We start from the raw sequence: 23,438 nt of genomic DNA, 5'->3' as shown, positions 1-23,438 counted from the left end.
GCGCGACGTTCGAGAGGGAGCGAATTGAGGATTGCCGTATGGCAGACAACCACAGCAAAGAGCGTATTCAGGCTGAGGCAGCTTTTGCGAAGATGCAGGACCGGTTTGGCAGCAAGGCCTTTGATGAGCCGGCAGTCAGTGCGGCGGACCAGAACACCGCACGCCTGAAGGCCGCGCGCCTTGAACGGGACGCCGCCAAAGCTGAGGCAAAAAAGCCGTGATGCACGACGCCATAGGCGAATCCCTTACCGAGCACCTGAAGGCGAAGGGCTACCTGAAGTGAGCGACACTGACGCCCAGCCCGATGAGATCCAAGAAATCCTTCGGCTCGCGACGGCGTTGGCAGAGCAGTTCCTGCAGTCTGAGGCGGAGGAGTCCGCCCGTCCGGAGAGGCTTAAGGCCCTCATCAGCGCCGCCCAATTTCTCCACGACCATGATGTGGCTTGGCCGACTGCCTTGCGTGAGGCCGTGGGCAAGGCCGTAGAGCGAATGGAAGCGGTCAGTGGACGATGAGGACCGAGAATTCGAGCACTCTCCGCTGTCGGGCTCTTTCAGTCGCGATGGTGCGATCGTCGACGTCGAGATCTACCGCTACGCCGACACGCAGGACCCCTGGCAGTTAGTGGTGATCGATCTGTCGTCTGGCGGCTGCACCGCTTGGCAGGAGACCTTCACGACGGACCGTGAGGCTTACGAGGCCTTCACCGCGACGGTCGAAGCGGACGGCATGGCATCTTTCGCGGGCGTCGTGCCGACCGTGCGGCACTGACCCCATCCCTGCTTCGTGGCAGCGGCCCGAGTTGCGCATGCTAAGCCGCAACGGCTATCCGGGCCTAGGGGGCTGTAGCTCAATGGTTAGAGCCGACCGCTCATAACGGTCTGGTTGCAGGTTCGAGTCCTGCCGGGCCCACCATGTCAGAGCAGCTGGCGTGACCTTCATTAAGGAGATCGGCGAGGGGCCCGGATTGCGGCTCCGGAAGGCGACATCCACCGCAACCGAGAGCCTTTCGGCTACTGACGTAGGCGAAACGCGCCCTAGGTTTTTCGCCTGTAGGTTGAGAGGAGCGTCGATGTCCGAGAACCCCAGCCACGTTCAAGGCTATCGGGAGACTAAGGCGGCGAAGGCTGCAGAGAGGCACAACCAAGCCAACGAGGTCTGGGCGGAGGTTGAGGCAGAGCGACAAGCGTTCGACGAGCGGACGGCAAAGCTGCGAGCGATGCGGCTCGCCGCAGAGAACGCCGAATCTTGATGTCGAAGGGCCGCCTGAGATGAGGCGCCTACTCCTCGCCGGCCTCTTCGCAGCCGTCACCGGAGCGAGCGGTGCATATGCGCAGGCGACGCTGCGCGTTATCGACACCGCGCCGAACGACGTGCTGAACGTCCGCGAGTTTCCAACCTCGGACGCGCGGATCGTAGGCGTGATTCCACCCGACGGGCGCGGCATCGTCCCGACTGGCGAGCGCAATGGCAACTGGGTGTTCGTCCGTTACCGGAGGGTCGAGGGCTGGGTTTCGCGGCGGTTCGTGTATCCCGGGGCGCCGCCGGTCCGGCGAGGCGGGAGCCTGGATCCGGACGTCAGCGAATAGCAACGCGGGGTTTCCGAGTGCCTGAGCTCATTCCAGCCGCTCTCGGCCGGCTGCTCACGCCCGTAGCGCAGCACGCGACCCGTCAGCAACGGGCAGAGCAGGTCCAACAGGAGCTCGACGCCGAGTAGGCGAGTTTGAGGAGCTGACGGCCTCGCGGTCAGCGAGCTACACCGGAACATTACCCGGTGGCGCTCCGCGATAGAAGCCTTAATGTAGTTTACACGTCATTAAGCATGTCGACCGATGGTGCCGTGACGTCGGAAGGACTTGCGATGAGCCGGGGCGAGCCCCTGCGGGAGCCGAAGGCTTTGGTGGGACCCATTCTCAATATGGCCACCGCCCATCATGCCGCCGGGCGCCTGCACGAAGCCGATCAGCATTACAGACGATGCCTTGATCTCGATCCGGGACACGCAGCGGCGCATTACAATCTTGGCCTCATCGCCACGCTCTTGAGCGATCATGCCCGTGCGGTCCTTCATCACACCGCGGCGCTTCGCTCGGCACCTGAGCAGGCCTCTCGCTGGGTGGCACTAATCGGGGCGCTGCTCGCCTGCGACCGGGTGACAGACGCCCGTAGCATCCTCGATCACTTTCTGGTGCACGGCTTCTCACCCCAGATCGTGTCCGAGCACTGCCAGCCGCTGGTTAAGGTGCTCGGCGCGAACGCTCGCCTCGCCTTCGCCGCTGGGCGGCTCGAGGACGCCGAGTGTCTCCTCGAACTCTTAATCTCTATCGACAAAGATAATGGTGACGCGGTGCATCTTGCCGGGCTCACCGCCTTGCGCACCGGGCGTGCACAGCACGCCATCGATTTGATCACCATTGCGATCTATTGCGACAGCGGCAACGCCACGTACTTCGCCGATCTCGGCCTCGCCTTCCAGGCAATCGGCAACCTGGTCGCTGCTGGCTCGGCCTTCGAGAAGGCGCTCGAACTCGCCCCTGCCTTGGATGACACCCGCGCCAATCTCGCCATCGTGTATCAGGACACTGGGCGCCAGCAGGACGCCGCTGACTGTTGGCGCGATCTGATCGCTCGGGTTCCCGGCTCAGCCGAGTTTCACAACAATCTCGGCGCGGTGCTACACCGCCTTGGGCGCACCGAAGAGGCGATCGCCAATTTGGAGAAGGCGCTAGAAATCAATCCCGCCGCCGCTTTCGCGCTTTGCAACCTTGCACATGCGCAGCTCTTTGCCGAGCATAGTTCGGTGGAAAGCTTCTCGGAGAAGGCTAAGACCTACGGCCGCTGCCATGCTGACGCGCTGCTGCGCATCCGGCCCTTCGCCAATGATCGCCATCTGGATCGGCGCCTGCGCATTGGCTTCGTCTCGGCGGATTTTCGCGATCACCCGGTGGTGCGGTTCCTCGAACCCTTCCTCCACTATGCCGATCGGGAACGCTTTGACCTCCTCGCTTATAGCAACACCAGTCGCGAAGACGCGGTGACGGAGACGCTGAAGGCCCGTTTCGACTCTTGGCGCCGAATCGATGTTCTCGACGACGAGGCCGTGGCGGACCTCATCGAGGCCGATCGCACCGACATCCTCATAGACCTAGCCGGCCATAGCGGCGGCAACCGCTTAATGGTCTTCGCGCGCAAGCCTGCGCCAGTTCAGGTGACTTGGATCGGACTGCCAGTCACCACGGGGCTGGCCGCCATAGACTACCGCCTTACCGACGCTGTCTATGATCCGATCGGCGAGACCGAGCACCTGCATTCCGAGGTTCTCTGGCGGATGCCTGGCACTGGCACCTGCTACCGGCCGTTCCTACCGGCGCCGGATGTCGCCGAGACAGCGCCCGTCACAAGAAACCGGCACGTCACCTTCGGCTGCTTCAACCGCTTCGAGAAGATGACCGATGCCGCAATCAAGGCCTGGGCCGCGATCCTAGCAGCGGTGCCCAACGCCCGGCTGAAGCTGATCGTAACCGATATCGACGATCCAAGGACGCGCGGGCCAGTGGAAGCACGTCTCGCGACCTGCGGCCTGCCACTCGACCGCGTCGACTTCGCGCCCCGCAATGCTGCCAATCGCTATGCGATGCACGGCAGTGTCGACATCGCGCTGGATGCGTTCCCCTTCAACGGCAACGTCACGACATTCGACACTCTTTACATGGGCGTCCCTGTAGTGACGCTTGCCGGACCCCAGACAATCTCGCGGGTGGGCGCCGCCATTCTCGGGATCCTAGGGCTGCCGGATCTCATCGCCCGCGATGTCGACAGCTATGTCGCCATCGCCTGCCGTCTCGCCGGCGATCCGGACGAACTTCTCAAATTGCGCAGCGGCCTGCGCGAGCGCTTGGTCGCCAGCCCCCACATGGATCACGCCGGCCATGCCAGGGAGGTCGGTCTGGCCCTTAGCGAGATGTGGCGGCTTTGGTGCGCCGAGACAGCGCCCAGCGCGGTGGCCTCTCCCGCCTCACGGTGACCCGCGCGGTCCCGAAGGATGACCTCGTGCGTCGGCCATTCCAGGCAGGCTACATCGAACGCCGCCTCGGCCATCGACAGCGGGTAGATCGTCGCGAGGTGCAGCTCGACATTGCCGCCGGTCTCTCGCCAGATCTCGACCGTGTAGGGCACACCCGGCGGCACGGGCGGGATCTGCTTGGCGGCCGGCGGCAGCGTGATCGCGGCCAGACACAGGTGCTCGTACTTCCGCGTGGGCGGCGCCCCGGGCGCGCACTGATAGCGGCACGAGGCCGTCAGGTGCCGGAGCAGGTCGAGCGTCGAGATGTCGGCCCCGTAGCGACCGATCAGGCTGACCACGGTATAGCGGCCCGAGCGCTTGCAGGTGGCGCAGTCGACGTACACCCGACTAGGCCCTGCATCCCCCAGGTGCCCCATTCTGGTGGCCCCCCCGCTCGCGAACGAAAACGGAACAAGCTCAGGCGCCCGCGCGCTTCAACCAGCCGCCGAGCCGCGCGAGATCGTAGTGGAGCAGTGTGGACGACGTTCGGAAAGCCGAGCCTCGTCAGGCGATTCGGCTGACCCAAGCCGCGAACTCCCCGACCGGCGGCCCCCCAGACTTGTGCGTCTCTGACTACAAAGAATCAGAGGAAGGATGGATCAGGCCGAACGCTTCAGCTCAGCCTGATCATCGTTCGTAGCACTAGTGGCAGGTTGCTGTTGCGGTTTGAGGCTCTGCATAGGGGTGACAGAAGATGTGCGGCTGCTCGATGATGATGAGCGCCGCAGAGCGAACAACAAGGCAGCGCTTACAACACATGCTACGGCTGCCCCGACCGGTGCCACAAAAATCGAAATCGCTCCCAGCGACGGCCATATAGCCACAATCGAAAGTCCTGCGCCTACGAAGGCCGACAGAACGAGGAAGATGAGGTTCACGAGCGCACCCTTCCGCGATAGGCGGCCCGACGTGTCGCCCTCGGGTTCGAAGAACGGGGAGGTTGTATGACGATCTCAATGGCCAATATGCGGCAACTTCTGAGCGAAAACCGGTAACGGTCAGCCGGCGCGCCAAGCGTGCTCGCGGCGGCATCAGCTGGGGGCGTGACTCAGCGAAGGTACGACGGCGGCAGGCAATCTCGCAGCAATAGAAGCGTCGGACGCGTAGGCGCAGCATCCTGGGCTGCCCGATGCTCGGCAGATCGGCCGGACGGGGTTCATAGCGGCTGTGAACGACAGAGCTGGTCGTATCACAGGTTGGACACTGCCCGTGCGCACGCCGCACTTGCGCGAAGACGACCGTCGGTCCGGATGACGCGCCCGATGGTACAGCCCGGCAGGGATGAGGGCAGGATCAAACGCTTGGTGAACCACCCGGTGCCATCCTCGTCACCGCGACCGTTCCACGCAAAGTGCGGGAGAACCGCAAAGCCGAAGGAAGATCATACCGTACCGAGCCAGCCATGCACTTCGAAATCCGCGTAGCCGGCCGCCACCTCTAGACTTGGGTGCTGCTCGACGCCTCCCACATGACGGTGAACGAATCGGACTGGACCTTCCCGTCCGAGGCGCAGGCTTTAGCTGCCGCGCTGGCCTTCTCGAAGCTGATGACCCGCGCCTGGAAGACGCTGACCGCGCCGACGTCGGACGGCCTGCTATGATGTGCTGCCGCGGATCCGCGATAGCGCCGCTCAGCCTAATCCCGGCTGCGCGCCATTCCTCGGCGGCGATTAGAAGGTCGCGGTAGGCAATGGCCCGTGGTCTGACAGGCTTGATTTGATCTGGATAACAATTGAAGACATGGAAAGCAACAATTAACGATCATTTAAAAGCTTTTGAGCTTGATATAGATAAACTTCATGACGGTGTGCAGTCGCTCCGTTGCAGGGCGTCGACTTAGCTACATCAGTCAAAATTTTCTTGAATTTAGATCGATTGAGTCCGCGCCATGTAATGCTGGAGACCAGTGTCGATATGACGATTTCTAACGCATGTGACCGCTCTGTCTCGTTAGCCAATTGACGTTCAAGCAACTGTTCCCTCTGGCGCGCCGCAGCCAAAATAATTTCGATTTGGTTCCAGGCGTCCATATCCCTCTCGCACGATCTAAGATCACATAGGATCGGTGATGTTACCGAACTTTGGCTTTTTCGGCGAGCTGTGACTTCAGCAAAAGCGCACATGGCAGAAACAAGGTCGGGATTGGCGGTCCAAAAATCTGAATTGATATACGAGTACGTTTGCTCCCGTAGAGCAAACAATCTGCCGCCAGTGAAACCCTCGATTCGATCTCCCCACCGAGCTATTAAGGTGCTCTCTATGCTGAGAAATTCCTCTATATCATAACCTATAGTCATATTTTCCATGAATCTATCTGCTCTCTCCGCCACTAACGTACGTAAGAATTTAGATTCTTGTGCCTGGATTGCATCTATGCCAACGAAACCATATGCATTCCACTGACGGATCATCTCACATTCGATGTATTCGAAAGATTTGTTGTTGTCTGTTCGCTCGCCAGGGGGACTCGTCAAGCCGAGTAAATCGGAGGCGAACTGCTGTGCCACATCAGGAATTTGATCGTACAAGAAAATCTTAATCGCGTTTCTTCCAAAAACAGATGCCCAGTTACTCAACAATAAATCTGGAACCAGTAGATGTAGTCTGCCAGGAAGCGCAATTGCATCTTGAATGAACCTGGTAAAATCTTCGACTCCGCCATGTTTAATTAATTCTTGCCACCATGAAGGAAGAAGAGACAAGATATTCCTCTGGTAATAAACAATAGTAAATTCGGCAGATGGAAGAACCGCGCGGATCTTTTGCAACGAGGCGACTGGAAGAAAGCTAAGCTCTTCACTCGAGAGAACACAGGTTTTCTCAAGGCCCGAAAGAATCTCCAGCAGGCTGCCAAGTTTGGAATGATCAGGGTCAGACGCTGTCCGAGCAAACTCGTGCTGCCCCGTCTGATTGGCATGAGCGAAGGGGTAAACAAAACTTGCGCCACTCTGCAAAGAGCGCGCGTAGAGCATATTTTGGATCGATGTGGTTCCCGTTTTATGCGGGCCGATATGTATTATAAAATTTTGAGTCATAGTTCGATGTTGCGTATTAGCTCCGGATTTTTAGGCAAAATCTGATCATAAAGTGGCTGTTCTGATACTGCGCTCAGCTGTAAGAGCTTGTCGATTAGTGGCCGTGCTGTATCGGCAATGGACTGACCCACGGTTGCGAGCGTTAAGTCAGGCTTCGTCGGCTCTTCATAGGGCGCTGTGATGCCGGTAAAATTCGGGATTGTGCCGGCGCGCGCCCGAAAATATAATCCTTTTGGATCTCGTTCCTCACAAATTGGTAGAGGCGTATCTATAAAAACTTCAATAAATGCGACGTCTCCTGCGATAGCCCTTGCGGCCTTCCGTTCCGCTGAGAAGGGGGATATAAGCGAGACAATTGTTACAAGACCAGCATCAGCTACCAGTTTTGCTGTTTCGGCCACACGGCGGACGTTCTCGGCTCTGTCGCGGTCGGTAAATCCCAAGTCACTATTCAATCCATGACGTAGATTATCGCCGTCCAGCACCATTGTTGCGCGTCCTGAAGCGGTCAGGGCTTGATCCACGACGTTTGCAATCGTTGATTTCCCTGCGCCTGAAAGGCCAGTAAGCCAAGCAATGACTGGTCGCTGACCAAGAGCCTTCCATCGTTGCTCCCGTGGCTGCAGGTGCTGCCAAGTCAGGTTCCGATCCGACGTTGGGCCTCGTGATCGGTTCATGCTTCGCTCCTAAGTTGTCCCCCAGGTATGGATACACAAAATCGTGATCGGTTGTGTTGCTACAACGTCACGTTGATGCGCTTCGTAGCGGCGGAGGGTAATTGCCCAGGCCTTTGATGGCAGGGGTCAGGCGCCGACGGTTTTGAGGATGAAGCCGAATGGATTGGCACCGCTCAGGCGCGCGGTGTCGACAACGGTGCGGATGGCGGCCTCGCCCTCAGCTGGCCACATGTCGCGATAGCCGTTGGTCGCTTTCCGCTGGACGACAACCGGACGCAGGAGCCGCTCGGAGCTGTTGTTAGTCGGCTCGACCTTTCCAGGATAGGCGAGGAAGACGAGGGGCTGATCGCGGGAGCGGCTGAGCTTGGCCTGCAACTCGCGGGTCAGGTCACGGACGCAACACGGGTGCAATGCGCTTCATATACGGCCTTCCGTCATTCGCATGAGGAAAGCGATAATCCTTAGCGCTAGAACGCGCTCGGATGTCTGGGTGGAGGCCTTCTCCGATGAGGCTTAATCTCGATTTTCCCAGTAGCTGGATCGTTAATCCCGGGCATGTGGCGCAGCGTATCGGCGTGAGCGCAACGACGCTGAAGCGTTCCGTCATCGAGGGAAACGCCAGGGTCTTGATCGTCCCCGGAAGCTGGGCGGACGCGAGGGGCGCGCGCGTCACTGTTCATCACTACGACGGTGGGTGGCAGGGCACGTTCGATCAGAGCGGACAGCTCGTGGCTGAGCATGTCTGGTAACTGCGGCCGCACCAACCGGAGGCACGGCGAGTTGTATCTCCTACTGGCAGGAGACGCCCATGAGCGCGCACACCTATCCGGACGTGAACACCAGTTCTGCAAGCGGAGCGGCTGCCAACAAGTTGACTCACCGACTTGGCGTAGACGTCAACAGCGGCGATCAGCTTCCCAGCCCATACCTGCTCGGCATCGCGCTTTCGGGTGCAGCCGTGGCGTGCCTGCTGATCCGGCTAGTGATCGGGTGAGCGGCACAACCTGCCCATGAGGCACACCCTCGGCCAGCAAGGCGACTGGGTCGTTGATCCGTGTGAGTTGGCCCCACGCCTCGGTGTGGATGCCGATTACCTGAAGCGCATGGAGCGGCAGGGACACGTCGATGCCCGGATCAAGATCGACGATGACAGCGGCACGGGCCAGACACGTGTGACCGTCCGCCTGCTGAACCGAGGCTGGAGAGGCACCTTCCATGGAGGCGGCCCCCTCATTTACGAAGAGATGTGGTAAGGCCTTGCAGTTGCAGCCGGCCCTTCGGCACTGCATAGCTCGGCCATGACAGCTGACGTACCGCACCCCTACTCGGTGACCATCGAGCCCCTGAAAAAACCGGAGGGTCATTTCGGTTGGGCATTGCGCCGAAGTGGTAAACTAATCGAGCGCTCGGACGCTCCTTGCTAGCCGCGACGGCTACCGCGGAGGTGCCGTCCGTCTGCCATTTCACGACACAGGTAGTGATCGGCTCGCGGTCGTAGTTCTCGCCGAGTGTGACGACCTCCAGATCAAAAGAGATCTCGTACCCGCAACGGGTGCCCCGCACCTTCCGGATTGCCACGCGCGTGTTGTTGATGGCGCCGCCCTCATAGCGATCGGCGAGTACGGCGAGAGCCTCATCAGCCAATCAATCGGTCGTCGCCCGTTTGTTGTGGAGGAGAGAATTTTCCAGCCGCAGATTAGAAGCGGCGCAGGCCTTCCCGACTCAGACGGTGATGTCCACCACACGCTCCTGCGATGCGAGAAGTTTCGGGTCATTCTTTTGCCTTTGGATGCCTGCGTCGTCCGGCGGAGGCGCCGGCATTGAGACGGTATGCAGCCCCGCTTTGTGCTCGATCGCAGCTTCCGCCCTTGCCGACTGGATCATCTCCGTCGCCTTCACCAGTCCGATGGCATTTATAGTGGTGGTGATTGTCATGGCTCTGATCTCCTTATTGGGCATCAAAGCACGTATTCGGTATTTGAATTACTTTTCTAATGTGTTCAATTTGCCGTTCTGTCAGCGGTCCATTCTAAGCAGCCCTCATCCTACTGTCTTGTTGGGCTAGTCCTGCTTGGCGCCTCCGTTGATGCCTGTGCTATGCTCACCGCTGACGGAGCCGCTGCCGTGCCCCTGCGGGTTGAGGCGAGGGCGATCCGACGTGAGCTCTTCGAGCTTCGTCCCTTTGGTTTGGTCGGATATGAGGTTCCTTCTTACTGACGAACCTAAGACACGAGAAGAGTTCGCTCGTACCAGTGTGCGGGCTATGCGCCATCGGGCACGGCCAACTGCGCTGGAGCGTTCCAGATGTCTGGATGCAAGTTTTCCAAGGACACGCGGGTTCGCCTCTCCTCAGCGGTCCGGCCGACTACGTCCGATCGCTTCCGCCAATGCAGGGAAGCCGCCGATGAGTTCGGCACCGCTGATCCAGTAGCAATGCCCGAACATGATGTTCAGCCAAGATGTAAAGCGAGCCCTTCTCGTCCAATGAATCCGCGCAGCAGCTTCGGGATCAATCTCCAGCCGGTAGTAGCTGCTCATCCAGAATTGCAGAGGCTTGATGGCGCGGATCGTCTTCCACGGGATCCAATCCGTCGAGAGGCGTCGGTCATGAATCCCTTGAGGACCAATGGAGACGACCACGTTGGGCTGGAACAGCTTCAGGCCCCACACAAGTGCGCCAAGGCCGAAGATCACTACGCCAACGCGCATCTCATAATCCCGGAAGCTTCCAGGAATTATGGTATCAGTGCCGACATTAGGCTGAGTCAGAGCCAGCCAAAGGGCCACTGCGACGAACACACACGATCCCATAAAGCGCGTAAAAATGCGCGAATTGGATCGGTAGAGATCGATTGTGCTCATTGGAATACTCCCTCACTTGAGTATTCGGCCTACGCCTCGCTACGGGCTTCCGAGGTGCGGCGGAGCACTGATGCGACCGCTGCAAGCGGTGCCAGTCACTCCGTCCACCAACTCAGTTGCGCAGGCTTGCATTGTGGAGGTTGACGATGACCTCAGATCCCGGCCGCACCGCCTACTACGCGCGCTTCGCATACGCCCGGCCACGCGAGTTCGACTCGTGGGACAGCCTGACACCGGAGGTGCGTGCCATCTGGGCACAGGTGGAGGTCGCGGTCCTCACCGGCGCTAGCTCTGGCATTCACCCCGGCCAAGCTCGGGAGGTCGCCGACGATCCGGATCGGCCCTCCACCATCTCAACGGCGGCCATAGTCCCGTCCGTGGTGGCTGGTGAGACCTTCGTGGTTATCCAAGACGAGCACGTGCAACTGCTTCAGCGCATTGACCGCGGCCCGTTCTTCGTGCCGCTCCTCGAGCTCGCATACGTGAAGCTCATCCCATGGAACGGTGACACGCTCATCCCGCGTCTGGTGAGCTGCGGCTGGGCTGAGATGGCGCCGCGCGAGTCGCGCGCAGTCCGAATCACCGACGCTGGCCGGCAGGCATTGGCCGATCTCGACGAAGCTAGGCTGAAGGAGCAGGGAGGGGGCAGTGCAGCGTGAGCAGTTGGGCAGCGCCGCCGATTTGGTGCGCGTATTCGGCTTCACCGAACGGCACTGAATCCGCCCGGCTGCGGCCGGGCGAAACGCTGATGCTCGACAGCCGTTCGGCGCGCAGTCATCGTAGGTGTTCGACCAACGTGCCGTGCGTCAGTGGTGGGATGCTTCGACGAGGACGGTGCCGGAATGACCGACACCTACCTCCGCGGTAAGACGTGGTGGGTCCAAGTCCACGCTAGGACACGGGAAACGAGCGCGACCACGCCGAGATAGTTGCCCCAGGAATTCGCCTTGGCTGCGCCTGAATGGGGCGCCGAATGAGGCTTAGAGGTTCACCTTTCTGCCCACCTGAGATCCGGGGGACCTCCACCGAGGCTGCGTGAAAGGGCCCCGACTTGGCTCAGGCCAGCGTCGGAACCGGGCCGGTGAAGCCCGTGGCCGGCTTGTCGGCGTCGAAGTGATTGGCCAGCGCCACCACGAAGGCGAAGTTGGCGATGGCGGCGAAGGGGAGAAGGGCAAGAGCAGTGAGGAGGGTCATCGGCGGCGTCCTTTTGTGCGGTGCGTGAGAAGGTATATCGCACTGCACGCAACTTCTTGGTATGCCACATGCCTCACGCCAGATATGCGGCGCATGCATGAAGGTGTCGGGAATAAGATCGACCCTTGCAACGATTGGGCTGCAGATCCTCGGCCCGCAGGCGAGCGGAGTGCGGGTCGTCGACGTGCGCGCCGCCGCCTGTTCGAGATGCCGAGTTCTCATCCTCTGCATCGGACCCCAACGCGCGGCAGTTGAGCCGCCGCACAATCGCAGCTGAGACATTCGGGCATTTCAACCGCGCTCTCCGAGAGCTAAATGTGCCGGATGGCCGACGAATGGCCGCGTTGCGGCCGCAACGCCTCGGACCCGTCGCGCCGTTCGGCGGATTGACTCTGGAGAGACGGGCGCGGGCCGATCCAGGCCGGCACGCGGACCGCTCGCCGCAAGCCGAATGGGAGACCGTGTGGACGGATCCGGGGAAGTGGAAAAATGCGACCTTGCAGCCCCTGGTGATCGCGCTCGTCGTCGTGGAACGCGTCTCGCGGGGTCCATCGCGGGCAACTGGATCTGGCAGACCGGCAGCCAGCAGCATACCGCCTCGCAGCAGAGCGACGGATCGGCGACGGCTCTCCCGACGTGAGCGGGTGATCCGGGCCACAGGTACGGCGGACACCGTCGTCTTGGTCGAGGCGGAATCTTGGGCGGGTAGAGCGCCAGTATCGAGGCAGCGCTTAAAGAAAAGCTCCAGCGATGCGGGCAATCGAGACGGTCCGTGACACCCGGCCTTCAGCCGGGATCAGGTATTCGAGCGGTGCCGACGGAGATCGGCTCAGCCAAGACCTGGAGATCGGTTGATGCTCAAGTCCCTCGCCGCCGCGGCACTGCTCGCCGTCGGCATCGCCGCGCCGGCCTCGGCGCTGCCCGTCGCGGGTTCTCCGCTCCCCGCCGCGCAGGACGGGCTGATCCAGCACGTCTACGGCGGCTGCGGGCCCTATGGCCATCGCGGCCCTTATGGCGGGTGCCGCGCCGGCGGCCAGTGGGGCGGCTATGTCGGTCGGGCCTGTCCGCGCGGCTTCCACCTCGGTCGCGGCGGGCGGCGCTGCTGGCCAAACCGGTACTGGTAGCGGCGCTCCCGCTGTTCGGGGCGATCGGCTGACCGCCGTGGCGCACCGTGACGGAACGCAGGAACACCCTGGGAGCGTGCGCTCCCAGGGTGTTGCCGACCTCGCGGCCAGTTTGATCGGGCTGGGGATGCGAAGGCCAACCGGAAGGCTGCTCTTCGGCGGCGGAGGGCGATGAGGCGGACCTTCCCCCCTCGCCCGCCGCCGCGTCTCCCGGCACGGAGGCCGGGAGCGGCGCGACCCGATCTCAGTAGGAGCCGAACTTGTAGTTCAGGCCGGCGCGGACGACGGCGAACTCGGTCTTGGCAGCGGCGCCGTTGAGGTAGGCGGTGCCGTTCGGGGGCAGGAGGTTGCCGTAGAACACGCCGCCGGCCGAGTTCTTCTGGCGGTCGAGGCTGACGTACAGGCCTTCGACCTTCAGCGTGACGGCCGAGGAGCGGAAGAAGTTCAGGAACGAGTCGGTGGGCAGGGCGTACTCGACGCCGCCGCCGGCGGCCCAGCCGGTGCGGAAGCTGTCGCGGAAGCGGTTGCCGGAGAAGTTCTGGTCGTCCTGGCCCGAGCCGTAGGCGAAGCCGCCGGTGCCGTACACGAGGGTGCGGTCGAAGGCGTAGCCGAGGCGGCCGCGCACGGTGCCGAAGTAGTCCAGGCCGTTGCCGCTGGTGGCGACGAAGGCGGGCGGGTTGGCGAAGGCGATGCCGGGGGCGCCGCGGAAGGTGTAGTTCTGGGTGGCGTTGGCGCGGCGGGCGAAGTCGACGTACTGGGCGTCAGCCTCGAAGCCGATCACGACGCCGGAGCCCGGGGTGAACTGGTAGTTGTAGCCGATCTGGGCGCCGCCCGAGAAGCCGTCGTTGTTGTTGCGGTTGTTGACGCTGACGACGCCGGCGGTGCCGGGGGAGTTGATCAGCGAGCCGCCGGGCAGGGCGTAGCTGGTGGTGTTGCGGCTGTTGGCGTCGAAGCCGTAGCCGGCGTTCACACCGATGTAGAAGCCGGTCCAGGTGAACACCGGCACCGGCGTGAACACCGGCGGCGGCGCGGCGCGGCGCGGAAGGTCGGCGGCGGACGCCGCGGCGGTCAGCGCAGTGAAGGCGGTCAGGGAGGCGAGGAGCTTGGTCATCAGGGCGATCCGGGTTTCGATCTGGTGATAAGACTACCAAGCTCTGAGCAGAATAGCTGTAGTTTTACGGACACACAGGCTCGCGACGTCGGAGAAAACATAGTAAACGGCCGATTAACTCCAGGCGGAGCTGTTAAATACTGTTGAAGTTCTGGCGGTATGCTCAGGGCCTGCGCCCGAGGCGCGTGCATCGGTCCGCGGCGAGGCCGCGCGGGCGGCCAGGGGGCGACGCGCCGACAGTCCTGCGGGCGGCGCTGCCGGCCGCCTGAGCGGGGAGGGTTCGTCATCACTGTGGGTGCGCCGCGGACGACCCTGGCGCCGCCCGCGCCGGATCCGTCCGGCGGTAACATGGGATCGAGAGCCGGCGCTTCGGCGCCGGCGGGGTGACACCGAGCCGGCGGACGGCGCGCGGGGACCTGTCCGGTGGTCCCCGCGTCCGCGGCCGCGCTAACCCGTCCGGTCGCGCCGGGTGATGTGCTTGACCAGTTCGGCCAGCTTCTCCTCGGCCTTCTTCAGCGCCACGCGCGAACTGTGTCCGGGCGGCGTTCCGTCGGCAGCCTCGCGAAGCTTCGCGATGGTGTCCTGGGTATCCTCTACCTCGGTATCGAGCGCGGCACGCTCACCGGATCTATCGATGGCCATATCGATCCTCCAGGCGTTCTGCCCCTGGCGGCCGCCAGGGCGCCAGGCCCTGAGGTAAGGCGGCATCCCAACCGTGGCGAGCTTCGCGGGCCTCGCCGGAGGCCGTTTCCGGCACGGATCCGGGCTCGGCGACCTCGTCGCCGCCTGTGCGCCACGGCACGCCGCAGCGTGATCCCGGCGCCCGCGGACGGCGTTCTACCGTCACACACACCGGAGACCGCCGCCATGCTGATCCTCAATCCCCTCACCGGCCAGACGGTCGACGTGCGCGTGCCCCGCCCGCAACCCGGGAAGGCGTGAGGAACGGCGTGAGTCCGCCCCCGCCCGGGCTCTCGCCGATGCGCTCCGGGGGCCCGAGCGCGCCCTCCCCGGTCGCGCCGGCGGCCTCGGTCTCACCCGCCCGCAGGTTCGGCGCGCCGGGTGCTGCGAGCGCTCACAGGGAACGCGGGGGCCGGCGCGCCAGGCGCTCGGCCTCCGCCTGCCACGCGTCGCGCTCGGCCTGGAGCGCCTCGATGCGGGCGTGGAGATGGCCGGCGTCGATGGCGGTCTCCATCAGCATGTCCTGCGCGGTGGCGAGCTGCTGGCGCAGCTCGGCGTTCTCGGTCGCGAGCGCGAGGAGCAGGGCCGCCACGTCATCGCTCATCCGGGCCCCTGCGCCGCCATCGAGCCGGCGCGTTTAGCCCCGGCACGACCGGGCCACAACCGCCCCGCGGGCACCCCGGACCGATCGCCGCCCCGGGCCGCGCGCGTCAGGCGGCCTCGTCGGACAGGAGGCGCCCGACGTAGTGGCGCCCGACCGACTCGATGACGGGCGCGAACAGGCTGGCCATCCAGTGCACCAGCGCCTCGACCTCCAGCGCGTCATCCGCCACCTGGATGGCGACGCGCGCCGACTGCCCGTAGCCGCTGCCCGAGAAGGAGCGGCGATTACCCAGCCAGTCCTCGGCCTCGACGCGGATCTTCTCCGCCTCCAGGCGACGGAAAGCCCAGTCCATGTGCAGGTCGATGCGGCGGCGAACCTCGGCTGTCCCGAGGTCGTGCGGGACGGTGATCGTCAGGCGCTTCGGCATCGGAATCTCCTCGCGGGCAAGCCCCGTGAGGTGCGGCCGGAAGGTTAACGCCCGGTGATCGGCGCCACCCGATCGACGCGCCGGGCGAACCGCCGGCGGTCAGTACCGGACCGTGCGGACGCCGCCGGCCCCGCCGCTCACGACGCTCCGGATGACCTCCTTGGTCGACGGGCTGATCCCACCGTCACCGCGCAGCCGGCGCCCGTCCGCCCGGTCGAGGCGCGCGACGTCGTCGGAGCATCGCTCCAGGGCGCGGCGGACCTTGGACGACAGCGGCCCGCCGCGTTCCGCCGGGGCGCCGGCCATCTCGAACCGCAGGCAGGACGCCAGATAGCCTTTCAGGTCGTCGAAGGCGGCGGCCTGGGCCCCCGATGTCAGGACGATGAAGATCAGGGCGGATCGGGCGAGCATCACGCGCTCCAGGGAAAGCGGTCCGCGCGGACAACGCGCGAGCGGGGCGTTGGTCCCGGAGGCCGCGCCCTCGCGGCCGCCGCACTCAGCCGCTGCGGCGGGGCGCCTGGGCCGCGTCGCGCCGCTGGTCCTGGGTTCCCCGACACTGCACGTATTCCGGCGTTCCCGGCTCGGCGCCGTAGCCCCGGCAGATCGCGTCGTCCTTCGCGGCGACGTCGGCCTCGCTCATGAAGAGCTCGCCGCGGCCGGGCCGGTTCGCCGCGTTGCAGGCCGTCAGGGCCGTGGCCGCGATGGCCAGAACGATGATGTGCTTCATGGGACTCCTCGCCGCCGATCAGCACCACAGCAGCAGGACGCTGTCGATGACGCTGTCGACGACGCTGCCGCGGCGTCCACAAGCCGGCGGTCGACATGGTTATCCAAGGATGGCCGGACCTTCGGCGCCGCGCCGCGGTCCCGGCCGTCCACCGCACGGGGTGGGGCCGGCTCGGCATGCAAGCCTGACGCCGCCGTGACCGGCGGTCCCTGCGGGGCCGGCATGTCGTGTCGCCGGTGCTGCGGCGGCGCAACGCCGGCTAAGCATCTGCCTCTGCATCCTCCCAAGGCAGACCCACCTTCGGCCCCGCCGGCAGCGCCGCGCGGGGCCTTTTCGTGCGCCGATCCGGAGGGTTGGCGCGCCGCTCCCGGGCGAGACTCTGCGCGCCGGGCGCGGCCGGGCACGACGATCGGCGGCGCACGACGACGACGGGTATCGGAAACCGGGTCCGCGCTCCCGCGTTCGGGCACGGAGGCCCGTGCGTGAGGCACTGTCAGGGCCGAGATGCCAAGGAGCACATGATGCGTCATGCCCTCTTCGCCATCTTCGCGCTGGTCGCGGCGTCGCCCGGTTCGGCGCAGACCAGCACCGGTCCCGCACCGATTCGGCAACCCGGACCAGCGCAGCCGGTGACGCCGGGCACCCCGGCCGGAACCGTCGTCGTTCCCGGCGGCAGCCAGAACAGCGGTCCGGGCAGCACCGCCGTCGTCGCGCCCACCGGGACGGGGGCGACGACCATCACGACGGATTCGGCCGCCGGCGGGAATGCCGGCCAGCCGGAGCGCGGCGTACCCCAGGTCGGCAAGGGGAGCGGGGATGGCAGCGGCGGCAGCTGATCGCCGGACCCCGTCCTGAGGATCCGTCCCGCCCCGTGCCGGATCGGGGCGGGACAAGTGGACCGTCCCACCGCCCGCAACGCGGCGGGCGGCGGCGCGCAGGCACGGGACCATCGCACCGTTGACCCGCGGCCCGGGACCGCCTGTCGCCGGGGAGAGATGATCCCGCGCCGCGTTCAATTCAGATGCCGAGCAAATCTGTTGCGGGCCATCAAATTTCGATCGCTGTGTCTAATTCAGGTTCTGCTTTCAATCTAAGATAATTATCGGCGACCAAGTAATTGGTATCAACGTACCGGTAAAATTTATTTCCGATTCATCGATGCGGTGTTCGCACTCTCACGTTATAAAGATACTGTAGATTTAAAGCGACGCCGCCGCGCGTCCGTCGGAGATTGATTTGGCGGATCCGGAATTCGAGGGTGGAAAGTTCGGGCCGAACGACAAGAGATCGATGCTCCGGCAGATCGCGCACGCCCTCGGCGTGCCCGAAGACGCTTTCCTCGACGAATCCGAGGCGCTCGCCGCGATCGACATGACGGGGGATTTGCTGCGCGTCTGGCACGCGCTCACCCTGTCGGACCGCCGCTTGCTGCTGCAGATGGCGCGCGGGATGATCTCCCGCGGCTAGAACGGCCACGGCTCCTCCTGCGGCCCCGGCGCCGTCCGCTCGCCCGGCGCCACGAGGTCCACGATCTCGTCGAGCGGCTGCGTCACCCGGATCGTCCGCCCCGCCGCGGTGATGAACGTCTCGTTGCGCATCAGGTCCGTGTCGCTCAGCGCCTGGACGCTCGTCACGCGCAGCAGGTGCCGGCAGCCGTCGCCGTCCTGCACCTGGAGGAAGTTCCCGACCCGCCGAACCGCCGACATGGCGCTCTCCCGCCCCGCTGGTGATCTGTGGCCTAGGCGCCCTGCAGGCTCTCGGCGAAATCGTCGGGGATCTCGCCCCACTGGCCGAGGATCGTGACGCCCTCCAGCTCGCCGGTCTCGTCGTCGGCTACCACCTTCAGCGCCGCCGCGCCCGGCATCCGCCTGGCCATGTTCTCGGCCTTCTTCACCGCCCCGCTCTCGGTCTGCGCAGGCTCCTGCCGGGCCGGCCGCAGCCGCTTCCGGTGCAGCTCGAAGGGCTGCACCACGAACGCCGTCCTCATCGCCATCGTCGTCCTGCACCCCGGTTCGTCACAGGTTCTCCACAGACCGCACGGGCCGCCCAAGGGCGCGCCACGACAGGAGTTTTCGAGCCGTATCCACACGCGTCCACGGGGCCGGAAGAAAAATCTCTCCCGCAGATTGTGCCCGGCCCGCCCGTATGATCTGTTCCGCTTTCGTTCTAGCATGGCGAGGCCGCGGGTGCACCTCTCCCGGATCGACGCGCGGCGGATCTCGGGCGCCGATTCCGTCAGCGGGCCGGCGCCGCACCGGCTTCCCCGCGCCTGCCCGACGGCCTTTGGGCATGCCGGCCGGGTCATACCAAGGTATGGCGTCGCCCCGCATCCGTATAAATGTAAGCCTCCGTCGCGATCGCTACGCTTTCCGTCATTCAGCAGCACAGACGGAGAGTTGTCATGACGGAACGTACCAAGGGAACTGCTCTGATCACCGGCGCTTCGGGCGGGATCGGTGCGATCTATGCCGAACAGCTCGCCGCGCGCGGCCACGATCTCATCCTGACCGCCCGGAACGCGGATCGCCTGGAGGCGGTCGCCGAGACGGTGCGCGGCGCCTCGGGCCGCACCGTCGAGGCGCTCGCGGCGGACGTCAACGACCGTGCCGGTCTCCGGCGCGTCGAGGACCGGCTGCGGAGCGACCCGGCGATCACCCTCCTGGTCAACAACGCCGGCTTCGGCTCGGCGGCCCCGCTGCTCCAGGCGGATCCGGACGAGATGGAGCGCATGATCGGCGTGAACGTCACGGCCGTGACGCGCCTCGCCTACGCGGCGGCGCCGGCCTTCGTCGCGCGGGGGCACGGGGCGATCATCAACGTCGCCTCGACCGTCGCCCTCAATCCCGAACTGCTCAACGGCGTCTACGGGGCGAGCAAGGCCTACGTTCTCGCCTTCACGCAGGCGCTGCAGCACGAACTCGCCCCCAGGGGCGTCCGGATCCAGGCGGTCCTGCCCGGCGCGACGGCCACCGAGTTCTGGACCGTGGCCGGCGTCGGCGGCCACCGGAACCTCCCGGCCAGCATCGTCATGACGCCGTCCGACCTGGTCGCGGCCGCGCTCGCGGGGTTCGATGCCGGCGAGGTCGTCACGATCCCACCCCTGGAGAACGGTGCGGCCTGGTCCGCGCTGGACGCCGCGCGCCTCGAACTCGCTGCCCAGCTCGGCGCGGCGACGCCGGCGAGCCGGTACCGGACCGCGCGCGCCGACGCCGCCTGAGGCCCTCGGGGGGCGTCCCGGCCGGGGCGACCCTGCCCGCTCCCTGCCCGCTTCCCGCGGCCGCCCGGTCAGGACCGGGCGAGCGGCAGGCACACCGAGAAGCGGGCGCCCGGCGCCCCGTCGCGGGGCCTCGCGTCGATCGAGCCGCCATGGGCCGCCACGATGGTCCGGCAGATCCGGAGACCGAGGCCGAGCCCCTCGGCCCGCGTCGTGAAGAAGCCGTCGAACAGCCGGTCGACGGTGACGGGATCGAGGCCCGGCCCGTTATCGACGACGTCGACCGTGATCGACCCGTCCCGGCAGACGGTCTCGACCGCGATCTCGGGCCCGGGGGTCCGCGCCTGCCGATGGATCTGGATGGCGTTCATCAGCAGGTTGACGAAGACCTGCTGCAGCTGGATCCGGTCCGCGAGGACCTGCGCGGCCGCGGCCGCCGGGGCGACGGTGAGCCTGATCTCGGTGCGGTTCAGGTCGTGCGCCACGAACCGCGCGGCCTCGGCCAGGACCTCCGCCACGGCGACGGGCGCGCGGACGCTGTCCCGCTTGGCGGCCATGCGGCGGGTGCGATCGATGATGTCCCCGGCCCGCGTGACCTGATCGACGATGCGCTGGCATTGCCGCCGGAGCAGGTCGCGGTCGAGGTCCGCGCGATCGAGCAGGCGCAGCATCGCCCCGGCGGTCATGCCGATCGACGACAGGGGCTGCCCGAGCTCGTGCGCGATCGACGCCGACAGCTCGCCCAGCGTCGAGATCCGGGAGACGTGGGCCAGCTCGTCGCGCAGCACCTCCAGCGACATCTGCCGCGCGACGTGCTCGGTGATGTCCACGAAGGAGGCGAGCCACAGGCCGGAGGTGGCGCCGTCCGCACGCGGGACCACGCAGAACAGCGTCTCGAAGCGCGATCCGTCGAGCCGGACGCTGTGCGCCTGCTGCTGGAACGAGGTCGCGCCCGCCGCGAAGGCCCGGGCGGAATTGACCTGGGCGGTGCAGAGCGGGTCGAAGAAGCGCTGCGTGCGCTGCCCGATCATGTCCGCGCGGCCGCCCGCGCCGAACATCCGCACCGCCGCCTCGTTGACGTCGAGGATGACCATCCCGTGCCGCAGGCGGTCGGCCACGTCCGGATGGGCGTCGAGGTGGGCGGCGATGTCGGTGATTCCGGCCGCCCGCAGCGCGTCGAGGGTGGCGACCCGCTCGCGGGCATCGACGACGACGAAGCCGATCGTCGAGACCTTCATGCAGACGAGGTACCACGCGTCGTTCCAGTCGGCCTCGCTGGCCACGACGATCCGGTCGGCCGTCGGCGTCAGACCGTTGCTCATGTCGGCGGTTCCCGGGGCCGGCCCCGATTCAGGCCCGCCGCGCCCCCGCTATACGGCATCCGAAAATCCCGCTTCCAGTCGGGACGCGGGACTTTCGGGGGCTGACCCGCGGGGCGTCGCCCTGGGTTATCGCCCGGGGTCATCGATCGGCGTCAGGTCCCCGAGAGGGTCTCCTTGGCCAGGGGCAGGCTGCGCAGGCGTCGGCCGGTCAGCGCCGCGACCGCGTTGACCACCGCCGGCGGCACGCCGGGCAGGCCGGGCTCGCCGATGCCGCCCATCGGCGCCCCGCTCTCGACGATCGCCACGTGCACCCGCGGCATCCGCTCCCGGTCGAGGATCGGGTAGGCGTCGAAGTTCCGGGCCTGCCGCTCCCCGTTCTCGTAGACGACCTGCTCCAGCAGCGTCGACGAGAGGCCGAGCGCCGCCGCGCTCTCGACCTGGCGCTTCACGATCGCCGGGTTGACCACGCGGCCCGGATCGATGGCGATCCAGAGATCGTGCACCCGGGCCTCGCCGTTCTCGAGCGAAACCTCGGCGATCGTCGCCGTCTCCGACCCGAACGGCGAGGCCATCGACACGCCCCGCGCCCGCCGCGTGCCGTCCTGTGCCCGGAACGGCCCGCGCGTCCAGCCGCCCGCGAGGTCGGCCACCGCCTGCAGCAGGGTGCGGTGGCGGGCGCTGTCCCTCAGGAGCGTCATCCGGAGGGCGAACGGGTCCTGGCCGCCGGCCTGCGCGATCTCGTCGAGGAAGCTCTCGTAGAAGTAATCGTTCATCGAGTGCCCGACCGAGCGCCAGAACGCGATCGTCACCGGGTGCGGCACCTTCACGTAGGTGAGCCGCCGGTTCGGGATCGCGTAGGGCTTCCGGTCGAGGCCCTCCACCACCGAGGAATCCACCGGCCCCTTGAACAGCGCGCCGAACCAGCGCCCGATCGGGCCCTCCCCCACCGCGGTGGTCTCCAGCGCCACCGGCATCCCGTCCGGACCGAGCGCCGCCCTGAACCGGGCGAAGCTCAGGGGGCGGACGGCGTCCATGCCGAACTCCTCCTCCCGCGACCACAGAACCCGCACCGGCTTGCCCGCCGCCTTGGCGAGCAGGATCGCCTGCGGGAACGGGCTCGCCGGCCCGTAGTGGAAGTGGCGCCCGAAGAAGCCGCCGAGCATCGGCGAGTGGATCCGGACCTGATCCGGCTGCAGCCCGGCCGTCTTGGCGGCGACCTGCTGGAACAGCTCCGGCATCTGGTTCGGCACCCAGAGGTCGAGGCTGCCGTCGGGGGCGAAGCGCGCCACCGCCGAGGGCGGCTCGAGCTGCGCGTGGGCGAGGTAGGGGGCGTCGTACGCCGCCTCCACCACCTTGGCCGCGCCCGCGAAGGCGGCGTCCGGGTCGCCCGCCTGCTCGGCCGGAACGCCGGGGCCGGCCGCGTCCCGGAGGGCCGCCAGCATCGCCGCCGAGGAGAAGCCCGCCGAGACGGTGGCGACGCCGTCGGGCGCCGGCCGGGTCCAGGTCACCTGCAGGGCCTCGACGGCCCTGCGGGCCCGCCACCACGTGTCGGCCACCACCGCCACCGCGCCCGGCAGGCGCTCGACCGCCTGGACGCCCGGCATCGCCCGGACCTCCGCGGCGTTGGCGATCGCCTCCGGCTCGGTGCCGAGATGCGGCGCGTGCCGGATCGCGGCGTGGACCATGCCGTCGAGCCGGATATCGATGCTGTAGACGGCCCGGCCGGTGGACTTGTCGCGCATGTCGAGGCGCGCCACCGGCTTGCCGATCCAGCGGAAATCCTTCGGATCCTTCAGGGCGACGTCGTCCCGCGGCTGCAGCGCCAGCGCCGCGGCGGCCAGCGCGCCGTAGCCGAGGCTCCGGCCGGAGGCGGCGTGGATCACGCGCCCGTTCTCGGTGGTCAGGCTGGCCTGCGGCACGGCGAGCTCGGCGGCCGCCGCCCGCAGGAGCATCTCGCGAGCGGTGGCGCCGAGGCGGCGCATGGCCTCGAAGCTGGAGCGGGTGGAGAAGGATCCGCCGGTCATCCGCAGGCCGTTGACGACCGCGTAGTCGGGACCGGGCGGGGCGCATTCCACCGCGAAGCGCGCCGGGTCGAGGTCGAGCTCCTCGCCGATCGTCTGGGCGAGGCCGGTGTTGATGCCCTGGCCGCCCTCCACGAAGGGGCTGAGCAGGCGCACGGTGTCGTCGGGGCGGATCTCCAGGAAGGCCGTCACGCGGGTCCCGGGTTTCGGCGCGACGGCCGCCGGGCCTTCGGCGCGGGTCTGGGCGGCGGCCGGCGCGAGCCGGAGGCCGATTCCGAGGAACAGCGCGCCCGAGGCGGCCCCCAGGAAGCCGCGGCGGGAGAGGTTGCGGACCGGCTCGCGACGGTCGGCGCGGCGGAGGGGCGTGAGGTCGGTCATC

At 66.0% G+C, this 23,438-nt stretch carries 29 protein-coding genes, 1 tRNA gene and 2 pseudogenes; 14 read left to right on the top strand and 18 right to left on the bottom strand.

Annotated features, from left to right (window positions below; genetic code table 11):
- Nucleotides 1-38: 38 nt before the first annotated feature.
- The 6 genes from BMY19_RS22995 (at nucleotide 39) to BMY19_RS22970 (ending at nucleotide 4,022) form a co-directional block, all read left to right on the top strand.
- Nucleotides 39-221 carry a hypothetical protein gene (locus BMY19_RS22995; RefSeq protein ID WP_100253048.1) on the top strand — a complete coding sequence of 61 codons (183 nt, stop codon included), beginning with the start codon at nucleotides 39-41 and terminating at the stop codon, nucleotides 219-221.
- Between the two features lie 281 nt (nucleotides 222-502).
- Entirely contained in the window at nucleotides 503-769 is a 267-nt protein-coding gene (locus BMY19_RS22985) for a hypothetical protein (protein WP_020094746.1), read from the top strand.
- Between the two features lie 68 nt (nucleotides 770-837).
- A tRNA-Ile gene (locus tag BMY19_RS22980) sits at nucleotides 838-913 on the top strand.
- A gap of 157 nt (nucleotides 914-1,070) precedes the next feature.
- Entirely contained in the window at nucleotides 1,071-1,250 is a 180-nt protein-coding gene (locus tag BMY19_RS30560) for a hypothetical protein (RefSeq protein ID WP_139215672.1), read from the top strand.
- Nucleotides 1,251-1,269: 19 nt separating this feature from the next.
- Nucleotides 1,270-1,587, top strand: coding sequence for an SH3 domain-containing protein (locus tag BMY19_RS22975; RefSeq protein WP_100253047.1), 318 nt, complete (start codon nucleotides 1,270-1,272; stop codon nucleotides 1,585-1,587).
- Nucleotides 1,588-1,820: 233 nt separating this feature from the next.
- Nucleotides 1,821-4,022 (top strand): O-linked N-acetylglucosamine transferase family protein, encoded by a 2,202-nt coding sequence (locus BMY19_RS22970; protein WP_100253046.1) that lies wholly within the window; start codon nucleotides 1,821-1,823, stop codon nucleotides 4,020-4,022.
- On the opposite strand, the gene BMY19_RS22965 is transcribed toward BMY19_RS22970, so the two are convergent.
- Both BMY19_RS22965 and BMY19_RS22960 read right to left on the bottom strand, forming a co-directional pair.
- Nucleotides 3,917-4,405, bottom strand: a complete 489-nt coding sequence (locus BMY19_RS22965) for a hypothetical protein (RefSeq protein WP_244534990.1) — start codon at nucleotides 4,403-4,405, stop codon at nucleotides 3,917-3,919. The genes BMY19_RS22970 and BMY19_RS22965 overlap by 106 nt on opposite strands.
- A gap of 655 nt (nucleotides 4,406-5,060) precedes the next feature.
- A pseudogene (locus tag BMY19_RS22960) lies at nucleotides 5,061-5,358 on the bottom strand (transposase family protein); the annotation flags it as partial.
- 150 nt (nucleotides 5,359-5,508) lie between these two features.
- On the opposite strand from BMY19_RS22960, the gene BMY19_RS22955 reads away from it, so the two are divergent.
- Entirely contained in the window at nucleotides 5,509-5,661 is a 153-nt protein-coding gene (locus BMY19_RS22955; RefSeq protein ID WP_244534989.1) for a hypothetical protein, read from the top strand.
- Between the two features lie 153 nt (nucleotides 5,662-5,814).
- On the opposite strand, the gene BMY19_RS30555 is transcribed toward BMY19_RS22955, so the two are convergent.
- From BMY19_RS30555 to BMY19_RS22945, 3 genes and pseudogenes are all read right to left on the bottom strand, one after another.
- Nucleotides 5,815-7,032 (bottom strand): hypothetical protein, encoded by a 1,218-nt coding sequence (locus BMY19_RS30555; RefSeq protein ID WP_139215671.1) that lies wholly within the window; start codon nucleotides 7,030-7,032, stop codon nucleotides 5,815-5,817.
- Nucleotides 7,033-7,091: 59 nt separating this feature from the next.
- Nucleotides 7,092-7,772 (bottom strand): adenylyl-sulfate kinase, encoded by a 681-nt coding sequence (cysC, locus tag BMY19_RS22950; RefSeq protein ID WP_100253045.1) that lies wholly within the window; start codon nucleotides 7,770-7,772, stop codon nucleotides 7,092-7,094.
- Nucleotides 7,773-7,898: 126 nt separating this feature from the next.
- Nucleotides 7,899-8,162, bottom strand: a pseudogene (locus BMY19_RS22945) (transposase); the annotation flags it as partial.
- Between the two features lie 418 nt (nucleotides 8,163-8,580).
- Between BMY19_RS22945 and BMY19_RS22935 the strand changes: the two are divergent.
- Nucleotides 8,581-8,766: a hypothetical protein gene (locus BMY19_RS22935; RefSeq protein WP_081636512.1), complete on the top strand. Its 186-nt coding sequence runs from the start codon at nucleotides 8,581-8,583 to the stop codon at nucleotides 8,764-8,766.
- A gap of 16 nt (nucleotides 8,767-8,782) precedes the next feature.
- Nucleotides 8,783-9,025, top strand: coding sequence for a DUF6522 family protein (locus BMY19_RS22930; protein ID WP_042669454.1), 243 nt, complete (start codon nucleotides 8,783-8,785; stop codon nucleotides 9,023-9,025).
- Between the two features lie 469 nt (nucleotides 9,026-9,494).
- Here BMY19_RS22930 and BMY19_RS22920 read toward each other — a convergent pair whose 3' ends face one another.
- Complete coding sequence (locus BMY19_RS22920; protein ID WP_020094736.1) at nucleotides 9,495-9,707, bottom strand: hypothetical protein; 213 nt, start codon at nucleotides 9,705-9,707, stop codon at nucleotides 9,495-9,497.
- A gap of 414 nt (nucleotides 9,708-10,121) precedes the next feature.
- Nucleotides 10,122-10,634, bottom strand: a complete 513-nt coding sequence (locus BMY19_RS22915) for a hypothetical protein (protein WP_244534988.1) — start codon at nucleotides 10,632-10,634, stop codon at nucleotides 10,122-10,124.
- A 146-nt stretch (nucleotides 10,635-10,780) separates the two neighbouring features.
- On the opposite strand from BMY19_RS22915, the gene BMY19_RS22910 reads away from it, so the two are divergent.
- Complete coding sequence (locus BMY19_RS22910; protein WP_020094734.1) at nucleotides 10,781-11,293, top strand: hypothetical protein; 513 nt, start codon at nucleotides 10,781-10,783, stop codon at nucleotides 11,291-11,293.
- Nucleotides 11,294-11,690: 397 nt separating this feature from the next.
- Here BMY19_RS22910 and BMY19_RS31015 read toward each other — a convergent pair whose 3' ends face one another.
- Nucleotides 11,691-11,828 carry a hypothetical protein gene (locus tag BMY19_RS31015; protein WP_170863024.1) on the bottom strand — a complete coding sequence of 46 codons (138 nt, stop codon included), beginning with the start codon at nucleotides 11,826-11,828 and terminating at the stop codon, nucleotides 11,691-11,693.
- A gap of 854 nt (nucleotides 11,829-12,682) precedes the next feature.
- On the opposite strand from BMY19_RS31015, the gene BMY19_RS22905 reads away from it, so the two are divergent.
- The gene (locus BMY19_RS22905; protein ID WP_020094732.1) at nucleotides 12,683-12,952 is read left to right on the top strand and encodes a GCG_CRPN prefix-to-repeats domain-containing protein; all 270 of its coding nucleotides are present in this window, start codon (nucleotides 12,683-12,685) and stop codon (nucleotides 12,950-12,952) included.
- 244 nt (nucleotides 12,953-13,196) lie between these two features.
- Here the strand turns inward: BMY19_RS22905 and BMY19_RS22900 are convergent, their stop codons facing one another.
- From BMY19_RS22900 to BMY19_RS22875, 6 genes are all read right to left on the bottom strand, one after another.
- The gene (locus tag BMY19_RS22900; RefSeq protein WP_100253042.1) at nucleotides 13,197-14,063 is read right to left on the bottom strand and encodes an outer membrane protein; all 867 of its coding nucleotides are present in this window, start codon (nucleotides 14,061-14,063) and stop codon (nucleotides 13,197-13,199) included.
- 447 nt (nucleotides 14,064-14,510) lie between these two features.
- Nucleotides 14,511-14,705 (bottom strand): hypothetical protein, encoded by a 195-nt coding sequence (locus tag BMY19_RS22895; RefSeq protein WP_020094731.1) that lies wholly within the window; start codon nucleotides 14,703-14,705, stop codon nucleotides 14,511-14,513.
- Between the two features lie 433 nt (nucleotides 14,706-15,138).
- On the bottom strand, nucleotides 15,139-15,348 hold the full coding sequence (locus BMY19_RS22890; protein WP_026605187.1) for a hypothetical protein: 210 nt from the start codon (nucleotides 15,346-15,348) through the stop codon (nucleotides 15,139-15,141).
- Between the two features lie 106 nt (nucleotides 15,349-15,454).
- Nucleotides 15,455-15,775: a polyhydroxyalkanoic acid system family protein gene (locus tag BMY19_RS22885; RefSeq protein ID WP_100253041.1), complete on the bottom strand. Its 321-nt coding sequence runs from the start codon at nucleotides 15,773-15,775 to the stop codon at nucleotides 15,455-15,457.
- Between the two features lie 99 nt (nucleotides 15,776-15,874).
- The gene (locus BMY19_RS22880; RefSeq protein WP_100253040.1) at nucleotides 15,875-16,186 is read right to left on the bottom strand and encodes a hypothetical protein; all 312 of its coding nucleotides are present in this window, start codon (nucleotides 16,184-16,186) and stop codon (nucleotides 15,875-15,877) included.
- An 85-nt stretch (nucleotides 16,187-16,271) separates the two neighbouring features.
- A complete protein-coding gene (locus BMY19_RS22875; RefSeq protein WP_020094727.1) occupies nucleotides 16,272-16,502 on the bottom strand; it encodes a hypothetical protein in 231 nt (76 codons plus the stop codon).
- A gap of 518 nt (nucleotides 16,503-17,020) precedes the next feature.
- On the opposite strand from BMY19_RS22875, the gene BMY19_RS22870 reads away from it, so the two are divergent.
- Together BMY19_RS22870 and BMY19_RS22865 are read left to right on the top strand one after the other, a co-directional pair.
- A complete protein-coding gene (locus tag BMY19_RS22870; protein WP_091928387.1) occupies nucleotides 17,021-17,338 on the top strand; it encodes a hypothetical protein in 318 nt (105 codons plus the stop codon).
- A gap of 400 nt (nucleotides 17,339-17,738) precedes the next feature.
- Nucleotides 17,739-17,969, top strand: coding sequence for a helix-turn-helix domain-containing protein (locus BMY19_RS22865; protein ID WP_056526661.1), 231 nt, complete (start codon nucleotides 17,739-17,741; stop codon nucleotides 17,967-17,969).
- On the opposite strand, the gene BMY19_RS22860 is transcribed toward BMY19_RS22865, so the two are convergent.
- Nucleotides 17,966-18,208 carry a hypothetical protein gene (locus tag BMY19_RS22860; protein WP_020094724.1) on the bottom strand — a complete coding sequence of 81 codons (243 nt, stop codon included), beginning with the start codon at nucleotides 18,206-18,208 and terminating at the stop codon, nucleotides 17,966-17,968. The two genes, BMY19_RS22865 and BMY19_RS22860, sit on opposite strands and share 4 nt — an antisense overlap.
- 32 nt (nucleotides 18,209-18,240) lie before the next feature.
- Nucleotides 18,241-18,495, bottom strand: a complete 255-nt coding sequence (locus BMY19_RS22855; protein WP_020094723.1) for a hypothetical protein — start codon at nucleotides 18,493-18,495, stop codon at nucleotides 18,241-18,243.
- A gap of 408 nt (nucleotides 18,496-18,903) precedes the next feature.
- On the opposite strand from BMY19_RS22855, the gene BMY19_RS22850 reads away from it, so the two are divergent.
- Entirely contained in the window at nucleotides 18,904-19,719 is an 816-nt protein-coding gene (locus BMY19_RS22850) for an SDR family NAD(P)-dependent oxidoreductase (RefSeq protein WP_100253039.1), read from the top strand.
- A 68-nt stretch (nucleotides 19,720-19,787) separates the two neighbouring features.
- Here BMY19_RS22850 and BMY19_RS22845 read toward each other — a convergent pair whose 3' ends face one another.
- Nucleotides 19,788-21,038, bottom strand: a complete 1,251-nt coding sequence (locus BMY19_RS22845) for a sensor histidine kinase (RefSeq protein ID WP_100253038.1) — start codon at nucleotides 21,036-21,038, stop codon at nucleotides 19,788-19,790.
- A 152-nt stretch (nucleotides 21,039-21,190) separates the two neighbouring features.
- Complete coding sequence (locus tag BMY19_RS22840; RefSeq protein WP_100253037.1) at nucleotides 21,191-23,437, bottom strand: xanthine dehydrogenase family protein molybdopterin-binding subunit; 2,247 nt, start codon at nucleotides 23,435-23,437, stop codon at nucleotides 21,191-21,193.
- Nucleotide 23,438 lies beyond the last annotated feature (1 nt).

Origin of the sequence: Methylobacterium sp. UNC300MFChir4.1 (genome assembly GCF_900110155.1) — a bacterium.
Classification (GTDB): Bacteria; Pseudomonadota; Alphaproteobacteria; order Rhizobiales; family Beijerinckiaceae; genus Methylobacterium.
The sequence above is the reverse complement of the archived record's forward strand: the minus strand, read 5'-3'. Positions and strand labels throughout refer to the sequence as shown.